We start from the raw sequence: 16,995 nt of genomic DNA on the forward strand, positions 1-16,995 counted from the left end.
ACGGCGCCGGGTTTACAGGCGCTACCATCCTGTGGGAGCGGCCTTGTGTCGCGAAAGGGCTGCAAAGCAGCCCTAGGCTCTATTAAGCCACCGCTCGTATAGGGCTGGACACACTGCCATGACCCCGAACAAACCCACCCTGCACCCGCGCAACCGCCACCAGGGCCGTTACGACTTCCCCAGCCTGATCAAGGCCCACCCTGACCTGGCGCGCTTCACCATCACCAACCCCCACGGCAAACCCAGCATCGACTTCGCCAACCCCGAAGCCGTGCGGGTATTCAACCGTGCGCTGCTCAAGGCCCAGTACGGCATCCAGCACTGGGACATTCCCGCCGATTACCTGTGCCCGCCCATTCCGGGTCGCGCCGACTACATCCACGCGGCCGCCGACCTGTTGGCCGACGACAATGCCGGTGAGATCCCCAAGGGCGCCAAGGTGCGTGCGCTGGATATCGGCGTTGGCGCCAACTGCATCTACCCGCTGCTGGGCTACAGCGACTACCGCTGGCGCTTCCTCGGCTCGGACATCGACCCCGTGGCCCTGGCCTCGGCCAAGGCCATTGTCCAGGCCAACGGCCTGGGCAAGGCCATCACCCTGCGCCAGCAGGCCAACCGCGCGCACATCCTCAGCGGCTTGCTGCAGGATGACGAGCGCTTCGACCTGACCCTGTGCAACCCGCCCTTCCATGCCTCGCGCGAGGAAGCCACCCGTGGCAGCCAGCGCAAGTGGAAGAACCTCGGCAAGCAGGACCCCAAGCGCAAGTTGCCGGTGCTGAACTTCGGCGGCCAGAACAATGAACTGTGGTGCGAAGGCGGCGAAATCCGCTTTGTCACCCAACTGGTTGGCGAAAGCGTGCAATACGCCCAACGGGTGCTGTGGTTCACCAGCCTGGTGTCCAAGGCCGGCAACCTTCCGGGGATCGAGGCCGCGCTGAAAAAGGCCGGCGCCAAGGCCGTGCGCATCATTGAGATGGGCCAGGGGCAAAAACAGAGCCGCATGGTCGCCTGGAGCTTCCAGGACGCCGCCGCGCGCCAGGCCTGGCACGCCCAGCGTAAATCACAGGCATGAAAAAACCGCGCCTGGGCAAGCCAGGCGCGGTTTTTGTCAACGCTTCAACAATTACTTGTTGATGGCGTCGGTCAGCACTTTGGCTGGAACGAACTTGACGACTTTCTTGGCAGCGATTTCGATGGCAGCGCCAGTCGAAGGGTTGCGGCCGGTACGGGCAGGACGCTCGGAGACTTTCAGCTTGCCGATGCCTGGCAGAGTGATTTCAGCGCCGTTTTCCAGTTGGTCGGCAACGATCTGGCCCAGTTGCTCCAGAGCGTTTTTAGCGGTGGCTTTTGGCGCGGCGATCGATTCGGCGATGTCGGCAATCAGTTGGTCTTTGGTCAATGCCATGGTGATGTTCCTTCCCTATCAAATTCGATGGTTATGCAGCGAACTACGACGTTATCGGGCCAGCCCCTTACAGTGGAGGGCCGCGCCAATCGCGTATGTAGATACGTAAATCGGCGTTTGGTTCGACACGACGACAGCACGCTGCCAGCAATGCGCCACACGAGGGGCGCAAGACCGCGCAAAACTACCACAGGAATGGATAAATATCCGCTGCGCACTTCGATTTAATGCAGGTTTTTCGGGGGTTTTAGCCTAAAACGCGCAAAACTGAACAAAAAACGAACAACCGACATATCTGCCAACATACGGCCACTGCATCACCTTGTGTCTAGGGTAAACTTGACGCCTTTTGCAGCTCGCCGAGAATCCCATGCCAATCCGTCATTGCATCGTTCACCTGATCGACAAAAAGCCCGATGGCAGCCCTGCTGTACTGCATGCCCGCGACGCTGAGCTGGCCGCTTCTGACGCCATCGAAAACCTGTTGGCAGACCTCAACGACAGTTACAACGCCAAGCAAGGCAAGGCCTGGGGTTTTTTTCACGGTGAGTCCGGGGCCTACCCGCTGAGTGGCTGGCTGAAGCAGTACCTCGACGAAGAAAAGGACTTTACCGCCTTCAGCCGCGTGGCAGTGGAGCACCTGCAAAAACTGATGGAAGAGTCCAACCTGTCCACCGGCGGCCACACCCTGTTTGCCCACTACCAGCAAGGCATGACCGAGTACCTGGCAATTGCCCTGCTGCACCACAGTGAAGGCGTGGCGGTGAACGCCGAGCTTGATGTGACCCCTTCGCGCCACCTCGACCTTGGCCAACTGCACCTGGCAGCGCGCATCAACCTGTCGGAATGGAAGAACAACAAAAGCTCCAAGCAGTACATTTCGTTCATCAAGGGCAAGAACGGCAAAAAGGTCTCGGACTATTTCCGCGACTTCATCGGCTGCCAGGAAGGCGTCGACGGCCCGGGCGAAACCCGCACCCTGCTCAGAGCCTTCAGTGACTTCGTCGAGAGCGAAGACTTGCCAGAAGAGTCCGCCCGCGAAAAAACCCAGACCCTGGTCGAGTACGCGACCAGCCAGACCAAAATGGGCGAGCCGGTAACGCTGGAAGAACTGTCCAGCCTGATCGACGAGGACCGGCCCAAGGCGTTCTACGATCATATCCGCAACAAGGACTACGGCCTGTCGCCGGAAATCCCCGCAGACAAACGCACCCTCAACCAGTTCCGCCGCTTCACCGGGCGTGCCGAGGGGCTGTCGATCAGCTTCGAGGCGCACTTGCTGGGCGACAAGGTGGAGTATGACGAAGAGGCAGGGACCTTGATCATCAAGGGCCTGCCTACAACCCTGGTGGACCAGCTGAAGCGGCGCAAGGACTGATACCCCCAAGGCCGCTGAAGGAGGCCACCAGCGCCTCCTTTGCCGACTTGCGCAGCCGCTTGACCAACCGCTCCTGGCGCAACGCCTCGCCTTTGTCCGGCCACTGCTCCACATACACCAGCGCCTGGGCAGGGCTGGTCTTGAAGTAACGGGCACCCTGCCCCTTCTGATGCGCGGTAAACCGGCGCTGCGGGTCATCACTGATGCCACAGTACAGCGAGCCATTGGCAGCCCTTACCAGGTAGACATACCAGGGTTTGCCAACAACCGTTTCAAGGACATCACTCACCCTGGGCCTGCTGGAATGCGCGCAATCCCTTGAATGCCTGCAGGCGCACCTTGTTCTGCACCAGTGGCGACCAGCCCAGCAACATACCCGGCACACCCAGCGCCTGTCGCGACCAGCGCCACAGGTCGAAGGTATCGTCATGCTGGCAGATCAGCCCATCGCGGATCACAAAGCGGGCCTGGATGTCGTTGACCACAATACGGCCGGTCTGGCTGAACAGGTAGGTTGCCACCCAGTGCGCACCGCCACTGCGCTCGTCGGCGCGGACGCTGTCGAATGTCAGGGTGAAGTTTTTGGCGCGGGTGGTGAGCATGCGCCACATGTCGCCGGCATCCTTGCCGCGCAGGGTGCCGAAAACCGGGTCGCTGAAAACGATATCGTCGCTGTAGCAGGCCACCATGGCCTCGGCGTCCAGGCGCTGGAAGGCCTGGTAGAAGCGGGTGATCAGGTCGCGGTTGGCGTCGCTCATGGGGCAGGTCCGTCCTGGGGTCGAAAGCAGCCACGATAATCTGCCCCGGTGGCTTACGCCAGTACCGGCCCTATCGCCGGCAAGCCAGCTCCCACAGGAAGCTCACGGCTCCGAAGATTGTGGTTTCCTTGTGGGAGCTGGCTTGCCGGCGATAGGGCCAGTGTTGCCGACAGCAGCTTCAGACTTTTTCGCTGGTCACCTGCACATGCAACGCCCGCCCGGCACCCAGCCCGAACACAATGGCGCCAATACCCAGCACAGCAAAGATCCACCCTACTGCCGCCCAGCCCCCTGTCAGGTCATGCACCAGGCCCACCGCAAACGGCCCCATCGACGCCAGGGTGTAACCTACCCCCTGGGCCATGCTCGACAGGTTCGCCGCCACATGGGCATCTTTCGAGCGCAGCACGATCAAGGTCAGCGCCAGGGCAAAGGTTCCGCCCTGCCCCAGGCCCAGCACCACGGCCCATCCCCACAGCCCGGACACCGGTGCATACAGGCAACCGAACAGGCCAGCCAGGGTAATCAGCATGACCAGCACGATCGCCAGCCGCTGGTCCTTGCCGCGGGTGGCCAGCCAGGGCGCACTCAGCGAGCTGACCAGTTGCACGATCACCGACCCCGACAACACCAGGCCCGCCTCGGTCGGGCTCAGGCCGCGGCCGATGAGGATCGATGGCAACCAGCCGAACACGATGTAAGCCAGCGATGACTGCAGGCCCATGTAAAGGGTCACCTGCCAAGCCAGCGGGTCACGCCACAGGCCACGCACGCGATAGGCCACCTTGTGCAGGCCATGCCCCTGGCGGGCCTGCGGCAGCCACACCAGCATGGCCAGCAGCGCCGGAAGCATCCAGAAGCCCAGCCCCACCGCCCAGCTACCGTCGAAATGCTGGGCCAAAGGAACAGTCGCCCCCGCCGCCATGGCCGCGCCCAGGCACAACGCCATGGTGTACACGCCAGTCAACGTGCCAGCGTGTTGCGGGAAGTCGCGTTTAACGATACCTGGCAACAACACGCCGATGATGCCGATGCTGGCCCCCGCCATCAGGCTGCCGAGGAACACCCCGATGGCCCCAAAGGTGCTTCGCACCACAATGCCAAGCGCCAGGGTGACAAGGATGCCCAAGATCACCCGCTCGCTGCCAAAGCGCCGCGCCAGCACCGGCGCCAGTGGGGCGAACAGCCCCAGGCACAGCACCGGCAAGGTGGTCAGCAACCCGGCCTGCGAGGCACTCAGCCCCAGGCCTTCGGTAACCTGCCCCAGCACCGGCGCCATGCTCGACAACGCAGGGCGCAGGTTCAATGCCACCAGCACCAGGCCAAGCAGCAACAGCCACGGCCGCCGCAACACCACAGGCTGTTGCTGCACCTGCTCGTCGTCCGCTTCAGCGTCGATCAGCAGCTCGTCGAGGTCCCGCTGGTTGCGCGGGTTGTTACGGGTGATGGATTCAGCCATGGCCTTCTCGGAGTCAGGATTCGATGAGGGTACGGCTCAGGCGCTTGGCCTGCTCCGCATCACGTTGTTCGATGGCGTCGAGGATCTGCCCATGCAGATCGAACGTTGCCTGGCAACGGGGCACGGTCGCCATGTTGCGCTGCAGTGCGGCAGCCACCACCCCGGAAAAGTACCGATACAGCTCGCTTAATGCCGGGTTGTGGGCGGCATCGACCAGCCGCTGGTGAAACACCAGGTCACAGGCTACATAAGCATCGACATCGCCGTGAAAGTGCCCGGCACTGCCGGCCAGGGCATCACGCAGCGCTTGCAGGTCGGCATCCGTACGGCGCAACGCCGCCAGGCCAATGGCCTCGGCTTCGAGGATATGGCGGGTTTCACGGGCCTGCTCGGGGGTGCAGCGGGACATGGCCTGCACCGCCTGCAAAGGGTCTTGGGCCGTGCGCAGGTAGCTGCCGTCGCCTTGGCGAACTTCCACCAGGCCACTGAACGCCAGCACGCGCATGGCCTCGCGCACGGTGTTGCGGCTGATGCCCAGCTCAAGTGCCAGCTCCGGCTCGGTCGGCAAACGCTGGCCGACTTGCCAGTCGCCCATGACGATGCGCTCGCGCATGCGCTCCACAGCCAGTTCGACCAGGGAACGCTTGGTCAACTCGGTGCTCATCTTACTCAACCAATCATCCGATGAATTTGCACAGCTTAATGGATGCCGGTCAACGCCGCAAACCACCTGGTATTTCTGCCAGTTGTGAACAAAACCCTTTGTTGCAACGCTCGTGCTGTTCTTTCAAGGGTGTACTTACATGCGACTGGCGAGCCTGCTGTTAATGTTGTTTCTGGCAATGCTGCCGGGTTGCGATCCGGCCAGACACCCCAGCCGTCCCAAAGCCTTGCTTATCGGGCTCGACGGTGTGCAACTGGAGCAATATCTGCAGTTGGGCGATGCCACCCACCTGAAACAACGGCTGTATTACGGCAAGGCCTACACTGGCGGAGTCAATGGCAAGGCCAGCGAGCAGCCTACCTTGAGCGGCCCAGGCTGGGTCACGCTGCTGACCGGCGTCTGGAGCAACAAGCATGGCGTCGATTCGGATACCGAATCGTTGCGGGTAGATCCGGCGTTTCCCAGCCTGTTCAAACGACTGCGCCTGGCCATGCCCAACGCCTACCTGTCCAGCGTGGTCGGCTGGTCACCGCTGAACACGGCATTCCTGCTGGAAGATGCCCATGGTGCCGATGTACGCGAGAGCGGTTTGTCAGATGCGCGGGTAATCGAACGAACGTTGCAGATCCTGGCCAACACGCCCGCCGACTTCACCTTCATTCAGTTGGATGCGGCAGACCAGGTCGGGCACGACAGTGGCTTTGGCGATCACTATCAGCAGGCGTTGCGCACACTCGATAGCCAGATCGGGCATTTGCTGGACAAGGTCGACGAACGCCGGCGCCTGCACCGGCAGGAAGACTGGCTGGTGATCATCAGCACAGACCATGGGCGCGATTACTGGGGGAAAGGCCATGGCAGCGCTTCGGAGCAGGAAAAGAGCATCTTCATCGCCAGCAACAAGCCGCTGAATCAGGAGCTGACCGAGCTGAGCATTCCTGCGGAAATGCCTGGGCCCAACAGCCTGTACGGCCTTCCCGCGCAGACTTCGGTGGCACCTACTGTGCTGCGCCACATGGGCCTGACGCTGCAGCCGGAATGGCGACTGGATGGCACGCCTTTGCTGGGTAAAACCGGTGCGCGCAAGGTTCGAGCCGATGAACACAAGGGGCGGTTACGCTGGAACAGCAATGCCACTGGCTACCTGACGATTCTGAAGAACGGGCATGTGGTTGCACAGGTACCGGCCAGGGACGGGCAATGGACTGATCCGCAGGGGATGGAGAAGCAGAACGATTACGTGCTGGTGCTTGATGGCACACCGACGGCGGTGCGCAACCGGCCAGCCGCCAAGGCGTTTGTCATTGAAGAGAGCAGCTACTAGATGGAAGGCGCGCTTTTTGTAGGAGCGGCCTTGCCGGGGCGCCGGACCGGTCGGATAGGGCCGCAAAGCGGCCCCGGCAATTCTTGCTTGAATGCTGAAATCCTGGGGCCGCTGCGCGGCCCTATCGCGACACGAGGCCGCTCCCACAAAGTCTGCGGAAAGCGTCAGTTCAACGCATCAAGCAGCGCCTGGTTCATCTCTGGCGTGCCGATGGTAATGCGTAGGAACTGGGCAATGCGCGACTGCTTGAAGTGACGCACGATCACGCCTTGCTCGCGCAGACGTGCTGCCAGCTCGGCGGCATCCTGCTGCGGGTGGCGTGCGAAGATGAAGTTGGCGGCCGAAGGCAGTACCTCGAAGCCCTTGGCCTCAAGCTGCCCGACCAGCACTTCGCGACTGTCGATGACCTTGCGGCAGGTTTGCTCGAAGTACTCGCGGTCTTCAAACGCCACCGCCGCGCCAACGATCGCCGCACGGTCCAGCGGGTAGGAGTTGAAGCTGTTCTTGATCCGCTCCAGCGCCTCGATCAGGTCCGGGTGCCCGACCGCCAGGCCAACCCGCAGGCCGGCCAGGGAGCGCGACTTCGACAGGGTCTGGGTCACCAGCAGGTTGTCGTAGCGGTCCACCAGGCTGATGGCCGTCTCGCCACCGAAATCGATGTAGGCCTCGTCGACCACCACCACCGAGTCACGGTTGGCCTGCAGCAACTGCTCCACCGCCTGCAGCGGCATCAGGCAGCCAGTCGGCGCGTTGGGGTTGGGGAAGATGATGCCGGCGTTGGGCTTGTTGTAGTCCTCGATGCGAATCTGGAACTGCTCGTCCAACGCCACCTGCTCGAAGGCAATCCCGTACAGGCCGCAATAGACCGGGTAGAAGCTGTAGCTGATGTCCGGGAACAGCAGCGGTGCATCGTGCTGGAACAGGCCGTGGAAGATGTGCGCCAGCACCTCGTCCGAGCCGTTGCCGACAAATACTTGCCCCGGGGTCACGCCGTAGTACTCGGCAACCGCCTGCTTAAGCCGGTCGCCGTTCGGGTCCGGGTACAGGCGCAGGTTGTCGTTCAGCTCGCCGCGCATGGCCTCCAGCGCCTTGGGCGACGGGCCATAGGGGTTTTCGTTGGTGTTGAGCTTGACCAGACGGGCCAGCTTGGGCTGCTCGCCCGGCACGTAAGGCACCAAGTCCTTGACGAAGGGGCTCCAGAATCGACTCATGCTCAGTTCCCCTTCTCTTGGGTCAGGATACGGTATTCAGCACTGCGGGCGTGGGCGGTCAGCGACTCGCCACGGGCCAGCACAGAAGCGGTGTGGCCCAGCTCGGACGCGCCCTGCTCGGAGCAGAAGATGATCGACGAACGCTTCTGGAAGTCATACACCCCCAGCGGCGACGAGAAACGCGCGGTGCCGGAGGTAGGCAGCACGTGGTTGGGGCCGGCGCAATAATCGCCCAGCGCTTCGCTGGTGTGGCGGCCCATGAAGATCGCGCCAGCGTGGCGAATGTGTGGCAGCCAGGCTTGCGGGTCGGCCACCGACAGCTCGAGGTGCTCCGGGGCGATGCGGTTGGCCACTTCCATGGCCTGTTGCATGTCACGCACCTGGATCAGCGCACCACGGCCGTTGATCGATTTCTCGATGATCCCGGCACGCTCCATGGTCGGCATCAGCTTGTCGATGCTGGCGGCAACGCGGTCGAGGAACGCAGCATCCGGGCTGACCAGGATGGCCTGGGCGTCTTCGTCGTGCTCGGCCTGGGAGAACAGGTCCATGGCGATCCAGTCCGGGTCGGTCTGGCCGTCGCATACCACGAGGATTTCCGACGGGCCGGCGATCATGTCGATGCCCACCTGGCCGAACACGTGGCGCTTGGCAGTGGCCACGTAGATGTTGCCCGGGCCGACAATCTTGTCCACCTGCGGCACGCTTTCGGTGCCGTACGCCAGCGCTGCGACCGCCTGGGCACCACCGACGGTGAACACGCGGTCGACACCGGCGATGCAGGCGGCAGCCAGCACCAGTTCGTTGATTTCGCCACGCGGGGTCGGCACTACCATCACCACTTCGGCGACGCCGGCAACCTTGGCCGGGATGGCATTCATCAGCACCGACGACGGGTACGACGCCTTGCCGCCCGGCACATACAGGCCTGCACGGTCCAGCGGGGTGACCTTCTGGCCGAGCACGGTGCCGTCGGCCTCGGTGTACTGCCAGGAGTCCTGCTTCTGCCGCTCGTGGTACATGCGTACACGGTTGGCGGCCTTTTCCAGGGCTTCGCGCTGGACTGGGGTAATGCGGGTCAGGGCCAGCTCAAGGCGCTCGCGGCCGAGGATCAGGTCATCGATGCTGTTGGCGGCAACGCCGTCGAAACGCTGGGTGAATTCCACCAATGCCGCATCGCCGCGCTCGCGCACGCCCTTGATGATGTCGAGCACGCGCTGGTTGACCGCGTCATCGGACACACTTTCCCAGCTCAGCAGATGATCCAGATGTCGGGCGAAATCCGGATCAGCAGCGTTGAGACGGGCAATTGCAGTGGACACGGTCATGGCGAGGGCCTCGTAATATTAGCGAATGCTCAGGCGCCCTAGGGGATTGTGCGAAAAGTGCCTGCGCGACGATCATGCTACGTTAAAAACAGGCTCGGAATGCTCATTTGCAACCAGCAAAGTCGGGCGCGACCCCGGCCGTTCCTCATCTGTTTTCATCTTGCCTGATCGCCGCTCGGCGACTTTTCGCACAATCCCAAGCTACCAGTCCATCCGCGCGGGCACCCGAGAAAAGTGGCTATGACGCGGATAGACGGGCGCGACAGCGAAGGTCGCGCGCAGGAGTCAACCGCGGTGTCGGGATTCGACCGCCTGACGAAGCGTGTCGATCAGGCTCTGGATGCGGGCATGCTGCATTTTCATGGAGGCCTTGTTGACCACCAGGCGCGAGCTGATCGTGGCGATCAGGTCCTGGGGCTCCAGGCCGTTGGCACGCAGGGTGTTGCCAGTGTCGACCACGTCGATGATCTTGTCGGCGAGGTTGATCAGCGGTGCCAGCTCCATCGAACCGTACAGCTTGATGATGTCGACCTGGCGGCCCTGTTCGGCGTAGTAGCGCTTGGCTACGTTGACGAACTTGGTGGCCACGCGCAGGCGGCCCTTGGGCTCGGGTGCGCCGACCACGCCAGCAGTCATCAGCTTGCACTGGGCAATCTGCAGGTCCAGGGGTTCGTACATACCCTGGCCGCCGTACTCCATCAGCACGTCCTTGCCCGCCACACCCAGGTCGGCGGCACCATGCTCGACATAGGTCGGCACGTCAGTGGCACGCACGATCAGCAGGCGCACATCGTCCTGCGTGGTGGGGATGATCAGTTTGCGGCTCTTGTCCGGGTTTTCGGTCGGCACGATGCCGGCCTCGGCCAGCAGCGGCAGGGTATCGTCGAGAATACGGCCTTTGGAAAGCGCGATGGTCAACATTGGAACGTCGGTCCTTAAGCGGCTACTGCCGGCCAGGTCATCGACCTGGCCGCATTCAATTCGAAAGGTGCATCCTTGCACCAGCGGGCTACTAACCCGGTACGCGGCGGATTTTCGCGCCGAGCATCTGCAGTTTTTCTTCGATGCACTCGTAACCACGGTCGATGTGGTAGATGCGGTCGATCAGGGTATCGCCTTCGGCAACCAGCGCCGACAGCACCAGGCTGGCGGAAGCACGCAGGTCGGTGGCCATGACCGGTGCGCCTTTGAGCGACTTGACGCCAGTGACGATGGCAGTGTTGCCTTCGACCTGGATCTGCGCGCCCATGCGGTGCATTTCGTAAACGTGCATGAAGCGGTTTTCGAAGATGGTCTCGATCACCGCGCCAGTGCCTTCGGCAATGGCGTTCAGCGAAATGAACTGCGCCTGCATGTCGGTCGGGAACGCCGGGTACGGGGCGGTACGCAGGTTGACGGCTTTCGGCCGCTTGCCGTGCATGTCCAGCTCGATCCAGTCTTCGCCGACGTTGATGTCGGCACCGGATTCCTTGAGTTTTTCCAATACGGCTTCAAGGATGGTCGGGTCGGTGTCCTTGACCTTGACGCGGCCACCGGTGACGGCAGCAGCGACCAGGTAGGTACCGGTCTCGATACGGTCCGGCATCACGCGGTAGGTGGCCGAGTGCAGGCGCTCGACGCCATCGATGGTGATGGTGTCGGTACCGGCGCCCTGGACATTGCCACCCATGGCATTGATGAAGTTGGCCAGGTCGACCACTTCAGGCTCGCGCGCGGCGTTCTGCAACACGCTGCGGCCCTTGGCCAGGGCAGCGGCCATCATGATGTTCTCGGTACCGGTGACGCTGACGGTGTCGAAGAAGAAGTGCGCGCCGCGCAGGCCACCTTCAGGCGCCTTGGCCTTGATGTAGCCAGCTTCCACTTCGATCTTCGCGCCCATGGCTTCGAGGCCGCGGATGTGCAGGTCGACCGGGCGCGAACCAATCGCGCAACCGCCAGGCAGGGCCACTTCGGCTTCGCCGAAACGGGCAACCATCGGGCCCAGTACCAGGATCGAGGCGCGCATGGTCTTGACCAGCTCGTAAGGCGCGACCAGGGTCTTGATGGTACGTGGGTCGATCTCCACCGACAGCTTTTCGTCGATCACAGGCTCGATGCCCATGCGGCCGAACAGCTCGATCATGGTGGTGATGTCGTGCAGGTGCGGCAGGTTGCCCACGGTGACCGGGCCATCGGCCAGCAGGGTCGCCGCCAGAATCGGCAGGGCTGCGTTCTTCGCGCCCGAAATGCGGATCTCGCCGTCAAGGCGAGCGCCGCCAGTAATAATCAGTTTGTCCATTGGAGTCTCGCCGCCAAGTTGGCTCAGGTGCGCTCAGCCCAGGCTGCGCTGCTGAAAAATTTCATGGTTACCGCATGGATGCTGCCATTGGCGATCCAGGGATTAAGGTGAGCATAGATCGCCTGCTGGCGCTTGACCGGGCTCAGGCCAGCCAACTCGTCGCTGATCACGTTCAACTGGAAGTTGCAGCCTTCGCCTTCAACTTCGACCAGGGATCCCGGCAATTTTTCTTCAAGGAAGCTCTTAACTTCTAGGGCCTGCATGCTCAACCTCAATCGGCGCCCGATGCGCACGGGTCGGCCATCATACAAAAAAGCCCCTCGCCTGCGAAGCCCACATAGGGCGTGCGCTGACCGAGGGGCCTCAATCAGTGGCGAGCCATCAGCTCGCCAGCACTTCATCGAGGTCATAAACCTCGGCAATTTCCCGCATGTCGTCGGGCATGCCACGCACCTCGAAGGCCTTGCCGGCGGCCTGGCCATCGCGAATGAACGCCAGCAACAGCGACAGGCCGACACTCGACGACTTCTCGACAGCCGAGCAATCAAGCACCAGGCGTGGCTCGCGAGAGGCTTCGATCAACATCTTGCCTTGTTTGCGCAAGCCCGGGCCGCTGCGAAAATCCAGCACGCCAGCCAGGCGCAGCACGCCTGGTTCGGCCATGCTCACACCGGCATCACTCATTTCACTTCCTTGTCTGGCGAGCTGTCGGCGGTTTGCTTGGCCTTGGCCACTTCGCCGGCCCAGCCGTCGATGGTCTTGTCCAGGTTGTTGCCGTTGCGCTGCATGGCATCGGCGAACTGGTCACGGAACAGCTTGCCGATGTTGATGCCGTTGACGATGACGTTACGCACCTTCCACTCGCCACCGATGTTTTCCAGGGTGTACTGCACCGGGTACACGGCACCGTTGTTGCCGGTGACCTTCATGCCGACACTGGCGCGCTTGCCGTCATCGGCCTTGGCCGGGTCGACGATGATGCCCTGGTTGTTGTATTCGAGCAGCGCGTTGCCATAGAACTGCATCAGGCTGCGCTTGAAGTTTTCCTGAAAGCGCTGCATCTGCTCAGGCGTGGCCTTGCGCGAGTACTTGACGGTCATGATGCTGCGGGAAATACCGTCGGCGTCAACCACCGGGCCGAGGATGCGGTTGAGCGCATCGTAGAAGGCACCTGGGTTGGACTTGTACTGTTCCTTGTTAGCCTTGAGGTCACCCAACAGTTCGGTGGTGGTGCTTTGAACCACATCGTGGGGCGTCTGCGCGGCCACGACCAACAGGGGGAAAGCCGCCAGCAGGACCAGCAGGCCACGTCGCAGGATCGAAATCATGGAAACTCCTTAATTAGCCGGTTGCGCTTCTTTCGGTTCCTTGCCAACGGAGTTGAGCAGGAACTTGCCAATCAGATCTTCCAGCACCAGTGCCGACTGGGTGTCGTGGATGGTCGCGCCATCCTTGAGCACTTCGTCTTCACCGCCCACGCTGATGCCGATGTATTTCTCGCCAAGCAAACCGGCGGTCAGGATCGAGGCAGTGGAGTCGGTCGGCAGGTTGTCCACCGTCTTGTCCAGCTGCAACGTCACCCGACCGGTGTAGGAATCGCGGTCCAGATCGATGGCGGTAACCTTGCCGATGGTCACACCGGCCATGGTCACTTTAGCTCTGACCGTCAAACCGGCGATATTGTCGAAGTAGGCATAAACTTTATAGGTATCGCTGCTCGGGCTGGCCGACAGCCCGCTGACACGCAGGGCCAGCAGCAGCAGCGCCAGGATCCCGGCCAGGAGGAACAGGCCGACACCGATTTCCAGGGTGCGGTTTTGCATCAGAAATCTCCAAACATCAAGGCGGTCAGAATAAAGTCCAGACCCAGCACTGCCAACGAGGCATAGACAACGGTCTTGGTGGTGGCACGGCTGATCCCTTCTGAGGTGGGCTCACAGTCGTACCCCTGGAATACGGCGATCCAGGTTGTGACGAAGGCGAACACCAGGCTCTTGACCAGGCCGTTGAGCACGTCGTCAGTGAAAGAAACACTGTTCTGCATGTTGGCCCAGAACGAGCCCTCGTAGACGCCCAGCCAGTCCACGGCCACCCACGAACCACCCCAGATGCCGACCACGCTGAAGATCAGCGCCAGCAGCGGCAGCGAGATGAAACCGGCCCACAGGCGCGGCGCGACGATGTACTTGAGCGGGTCGACGCCGATCATTTCCAGGCTCGACAGCTGCTCGGTGGATTTCATGTTGCCGATCTCGGCGGTCAACGCCGAACCTGCACGGCCGGCAAACAGCAACGCCGTTACCACCGGGCCAAGCTCGCGCAACAGGGTCAGGGCGACCATCTGCCCCACCGCCTGCTCCGAACCGTACTTGGTCAGGATGCTGTAGCCCTGCAGCGCCAGCACCATGCCGATGAACACACCGGACACGACAACGATCGCCAACGACAGCACGCCTACCGAGTACAGCTGCTTGGTCAGCAGCTGGAAGCCGCCGCCGATGCCGCCACGGCCGACCAGCGCATGGAACAGGAACAGGCAGGAACGCCCGAGCACGGCCAGCACGTCGATTGCCGAACGGCCCAGCAGGCGGACACGTTCGAGTAAGGATTTTCTGCGCATCAACGCGCTCCCAGCAGGTCGGCGCGGTAGTCAGGCGCAGGAAAGTGGAAGGGTACCGGGCCGTCCGGGTCGCCCTTCATGAACTGGCGGATGCGAGGGTTGTCCGAGCCCATCAGCTCGTCGGGCGTACCCTGCCCCAGCACCTGCCCATCGCCTACCACGTAGATGTAGTCGGCAATGCTGGCGGTTTCTGCCAGGTCGTGGGAGACGACGATGCTGGTGATGCCCAGGGCATCGTTGAGCAGGCGGATCAGGCGCACCAGTACGCCCATGGCGATCGGGTCCTGGCCGACGAACGGTTCGTCGTACATGAGGATCTGCGGGTCCAGAGCAATTGCCCGGGCCAGCGCTACACGGCGCTTCATGCCACCGGACAACTCGTCAGGCATCAGGTCGATGGCACCGCGCAGGCCCACGGCCTGCAGCTTCATCAGCACGATGTCGCGGATCATTTCGTCCGACAGCTGGGTGTGCACGCGCAGCGGAAACGCGACGTTCTCGAACACATCGAGGTCGGTGAACAGCGCGCCACTCTGGAACAGCACACCCATCTGCTTGCGGGCGTCGAACAGATCGCTGCGCGACAGCGTCGGCAGGTTCTGGCCGGCAACCCATACTTCACCGCTGGAGGGGCGCAGTTGCGCGCCCATCAGGCGAAGCAACGTGGTCTTGCCGCAACCCGATGGTCCCATGATGCCGGTGACCTTGCCGCGCGGGATGCGAATGTCGACGTTGCTGAAAATGCTGCGCGAACCGCGTTTGAAGGTAACCCCCTTCAACTCGACCGCGTAGGCGCTATCCACACTCATCTAGACTCCTTGCTAGTGCAGCCTCGTCCTAGTGGACGCCGGCCTCCATCAGGAAGGCACAAGCGCCCCTGGCAGGCCGAATAGCGGCGAACTATAGCACCGCTGACGGCGCCGCCCCAAGGCCAGGCAAGCAGTCGTTCAGCCCTGTGACAGGCTTTGATGACATTCGCTACAGCAATCGAAGGGGTGAGGGTTTTCGTCATTGCGCGTATAATCGCGGCCTTTTCATCAGGCATTGCTTTCTCGACATGAGCCAATCCAGCGAGCTGATCCAATCCGCCCAACGCACCCTGCGCCTGGAACTCGAGGCCGTAGAGGCCCTTTTGGCGCGCATCGACGACAATTTCGTCAAAGCCTGCGAACTGATCCTGGCCAGCAAGGGCCGAGTGGTCGTGGTCGGCATGGGCAAGTCCGGGCATATCGGCAACAAGATCGCCGCCACCCTGGCCAGCACCGGTACGCCGGCGTTTTTCGTGCACCCGGCTGAAGCCAGCCATGGCGACATGGGCATGATCACCCGCGACGATGTCATCCTTGCCCTGTCGAATTCCGGCAGCACTGCCGAAATCGTCACCCTGCTGCCACTGATCAAGCGCCTGGGCATCAAGCTGGTCAGCCTGACCGGCAACCCGGATTCGCCCCTGGCCCAGGCCGCCGAGGTCAACCTCGACGCCCGCGTCGAGCAAGAGGCCTGCCCGCTTAACCTGGCACCCACCTCCTCCACCACGGCGTCGCTGGTGCTGGGCGACTGCCTGGCTATCGCCCTGCTCGAAGCCCGCGGTTTCACCGCCGAGGACTTTGCCTTCTCGCACCCGGGCGGTGCACTGGGCCGCCGCCTGCTGCTCAAGGTCGAGAACGTGATGCACAGCGGCGACGAGCTGCCCCAGGTACCCCGCGGCACCCTGCTCAAGGATGCGCTGCTTGAAATGTCCCGCAAAGGTCTGGGCATGACCGTGATCGTCGAAGCCGACGGCACGCTGGCCGGGATCTTCACCGACGGCGACCTGCGCCGCAGCCTGGACCGCAACATCGACGTACACACTACCCTGATCGACGAAGTGATGACCGTGCACGGCAAGACGGCCCGCGCCGAAATGCTGGCTGCCGAAGCCCTGAAGATCATGGAAGACCACAAGATCGGCGCACTGGTGGTGGTGGACCGCGAGGACCGCCCGACCGGCGCCCTGAACATGCACGACCTGCTGCGCGCCGGTGTAATGTAAGGAGCGATGGAATGAACCAGGATCTCATGCAACGTGGCAAAGCCATCAAGCTGGCAGTGTTCGATGTGGACGGCGTGCTCACCGACGGGCGCCTGTACTTCCTCGAGGACGGCAGCGAGTTCAAGACCTTCAACACCCTCGACGGCCAGGGCATCAAGATGCTCATGGCCTCGGGCGTGACCACCGCGATCATCAGCGGGCGCAAAACCCCTGTGGTCGAGCGCCGGGCGAAAAACCTCGGCATCCCGCACCTGTACCAGGGGCGCGAGGACAAATTGGTCGTGCTTGACGGCCTGCTCGCCGAACTGGGCCTAAGCTATGATCAAGTGGCCTATCTGGGCGACGACCTGCCCGACCTGCCGGTCATTCGCCGGGTAGCACTGGGCATGGCCGTGGCCAACGCCGCACCGTTTGTTCGCCAGCACGCCCACGGCGTGACCCAGGCACGCGGCGGCGAAGGCGCAGCCCGTGAATTCTGCGAACTGATCATGCAGGCCCAGGGCACCCTGGACGCTGCCAACGCCAACTACCTGTAAGG

The 16,995-nt window shown here is 62.5% G+C and carries 20 protein-coding genes; 5 read left to right on the forward strand and 15 right to left on the reverse strand.

Annotated features, from left to right (window positions below):
• The first annotated feature begins 118 nt into the window (after positions 1-118).
• On the forward strand, positions 119-1,072 hold the full coding sequence (gene rlmF / locus AK81_RS03765; RefSeq protein ID WP_043196876.1) for a 23S rRNA (adenine(1618)-N(6))-methyltransferase RlmF: 954 nt from the start codon (positions 119-121) through the stop codon (positions 1,070-1,072).
• 51 nt (positions 1,073-1,123) lie between these two features.
• Here rlmF and AK81_RS03770 read toward each other — a convergent pair whose 3' ends face one another.
• Positions 1,124-1,405 (reverse strand): HU family DNA-binding protein, encoded by a 282-nt coding sequence (locus AK81_RS03770; protein ID WP_003255106.1) that lies wholly within the window; start codon positions 1,403-1,405, stop codon positions 1,124-1,126.
• 370 nt (positions 1,406-1,775) lie between these two features.
• On the opposite strand from AK81_RS03770, the gene yejK reads away from it, so the two are divergent.
• Entirely contained in the window at positions 1,776-2,783 is a 1,008-nt protein-coding gene (gene yejK / locus AK81_RS03775; RefSeq protein ID WP_043196877.1) for a nucleoid-associated protein YejK, read from the forward strand.
• Here yejK and AK81_RS03780 read toward each other — a convergent pair.
• The 4 genes from AK81_RS03780 to AK81_RS03795 all read right to left on the reverse strand — a co-directional run bounded on the left by AK81_RS03780 (position 2,743) and on the right by AK81_RS03795 (position 5,664).
• Positions 2,743-3,072 (reverse strand): GIY-YIG nuclease family protein, encoded by a 330-nt coding sequence (locus AK81_RS03780; protein WP_043196879.1) that lies wholly within the window; start codon positions 3,070-3,072, stop codon positions 2,743-2,745. The two genes, yejK and AK81_RS03780, sit on opposite strands and share 41 nt — an antisense overlap.
• Positions 3,065-3,541: a nuclear transport factor 2 family protein gene (locus AK81_RS03785; protein WP_043196881.1), complete on the reverse strand. Its 477-nt coding sequence runs from the start codon at positions 3,539-3,541 to the stop codon at positions 3,065-3,067. The genes AK81_RS03780 and AK81_RS03785 overlap by 8 nt, the downstream gene beginning before the upstream one ends.
• A 178-nt stretch (positions 3,542-3,719) precedes the next feature.
• Positions 3,720-5,000, reverse strand: a complete 1,281-nt coding sequence (locus AK81_RS03790) for a CynX/NimT family MFS transporter (protein ID WP_043196882.1) — start codon at positions 4,998-5,000, stop codon at positions 3,720-3,722.
• 13 nt (positions 5,001-5,013) lie between these two features.
• The gene (locus tag AK81_RS03795; protein WP_043196883.1) at positions 5,014-5,664 is read right to left on the reverse strand and encodes a FadR/GntR family transcriptional regulator; all 651 of its coding nucleotides are present in this window, start codon (positions 5,662-5,664) and stop codon (positions 5,014-5,016) included.
• A 139-nt stretch (positions 5,665-5,803) separates the two neighbouring features.
• Here AK81_RS03795 and AK81_RS03800 point away from each other — a divergent pair, with 139 nt between their 5' ends.
• A complete protein-coding gene (locus AK81_RS03800) occupies positions 5,804-6,988 on the forward strand; it encodes an alkaline phosphatase family protein (RefSeq protein WP_043196884.1) in 1,185 nt (394 codons plus the stop codon).
• Positions 6,989-7,152: 164 nt separating this feature from the next.
• Here the strand turns inward: AK81_RS03800 and hisC are convergent, their stop codons facing one another.
• The 10 genes from hisC to AK81_RS03850 all read right to left on the reverse strand — a co-directional run bounded on the left by hisC (position 7,153) and on the right by AK81_RS03850 (position 15,234).
• The gene (gene hisC / locus AK81_RS03805) at positions 7,153-8,199 is read right to left on the reverse strand and encodes a histidinol-phosphate transaminase (RefSeq protein ID WP_043196885.1); all 1,047 of its coding nucleotides are present in this window, start codon (positions 8,197-8,199) and stop codon (positions 7,153-7,155) included.
• A 2-nt stretch (positions 8,200-8,201) separates the two neighbouring features.
• Positions 8,202-9,527, reverse strand: a complete 1,326-nt coding sequence (gene hisD / locus AK81_RS03810; RefSeq protein WP_043196886.1) for a histidinol dehydrogenase — start codon at positions 9,525-9,527, stop codon at positions 8,202-8,204.
• Between the two features lie 285 nt (positions 9,528-9,812).
• Entirely contained in the window at positions 9,813-10,448 is a 636-nt protein-coding gene (hisG, locus tag AK81_RS03815) for an ATP phosphoribosyltransferase (protein ID WP_016485050.1), read from the reverse strand.
• Positions 10,449-10,539: 91 nt separating this feature from the next.
• On the reverse strand, positions 10,540-11,805 hold the full coding sequence (gene murA / locus AK81_RS03820; protein WP_043196890.1) for a UDP-N-acetylglucosamine 1-carboxyvinyltransferase: 1,266 nt from the start codon (positions 11,803-11,805) through the stop codon (positions 10,540-10,542).
• Positions 11,806-11,828: 23 nt separating this feature from the next.
• On the reverse strand, positions 11,829-12,068 hold the full coding sequence (locus AK81_RS03825; RefSeq protein WP_016501324.1) for a BolA family protein: 240 nt from the start codon (positions 12,066-12,068) through the stop codon (positions 11,829-11,831).
• 118 nt (positions 12,069-12,186) lie between these two features.
• Positions 12,187-12,489 carry an STAS domain-containing protein gene (locus AK81_RS03830; protein ID WP_043196891.1) on the reverse strand — a complete coding sequence of 101 codons (303 nt, stop codon included), beginning with the start codon at positions 12,487-12,489 and terminating at the stop codon, positions 12,187-12,189.
• Entirely contained in the window at positions 12,486-13,133 is a 648-nt protein-coding gene (locus tag AK81_RS03835; RefSeq protein WP_043196892.1) for an MlaC/ttg2D family ABC transporter substrate-binding protein, read from the reverse strand. The genes AK81_RS03830 and AK81_RS03835 overlap by 4 nt, the downstream gene beginning before the upstream one ends.
• Before the next feature lie 9 nt (positions 13,134-13,142).
• Positions 13,143-13,628, reverse strand: coding sequence for an outer membrane lipid asymmetry maintenance protein MlaD (gene mlaD / locus AK81_RS03840; RefSeq protein ID WP_043196893.1), 486 nt, complete (start codon positions 13,626-13,628; stop codon positions 13,143-13,145).
• Positions 13,628-14,425 (reverse strand): lipid asymmetry maintenance ABC transporter permease subunit MlaE, encoded by a 798-nt coding sequence (gene mlaE, locus AK81_RS03845; RefSeq protein ID WP_012270663.1) that lies wholly within the window; start codon positions 14,423-14,425, stop codon positions 13,628-13,630. Before mlaE ends, mlaD begins: the two co-directional genes overlap by 1 nt.
• Positions 14,425-15,234, reverse strand: a complete 810-nt coding sequence (locus tag AK81_RS03850; RefSeq protein ID WP_012270662.1) for an ATP-binding cassette domain-containing protein — start codon at positions 15,232-15,234, stop codon at positions 14,425-14,427. Before AK81_RS03850 ends, mlaE begins: the two co-directional genes overlap by 1 nt.
• Before the next feature lie 248 nt (positions 15,235-15,482).
• Between AK81_RS03850 and AK81_RS03855 the strand changes: the two genes are divergently transcribed.
• Together AK81_RS03855 and AK81_RS03860 are read left to right on the forward strand one after the other, a co-directional pair.
• Positions 15,483-16,457 (forward strand): KpsF/GutQ family sugar-phosphate isomerase, encoded by a 975-nt coding sequence (locus AK81_RS03855; protein WP_043196895.1) that lies wholly within the window; start codon positions 15,483-15,485, stop codon positions 16,455-16,457.
• A gap of 11 nt (positions 16,458-16,468) precedes the next feature.
• Entirely contained in the window at positions 16,469-16,993 is a 525-nt protein-coding gene (locus tag AK81_RS03860; protein WP_043196897.1) for a KdsC family phosphatase, read from the forward strand.
• Positions 16,994-16,995: the final 2 nt, after the last annotated feature.

It is taken from the genome of Pseudomonas putida W15Oct28 (genome assembly GCF_000708715.2).
GTDB lineage: Bacteria > Pseudomonadota > Gammaproteobacteria > Pseudomonadales > Pseudomonadaceae > Aquipseudomonas > Aquipseudomonas putida_R.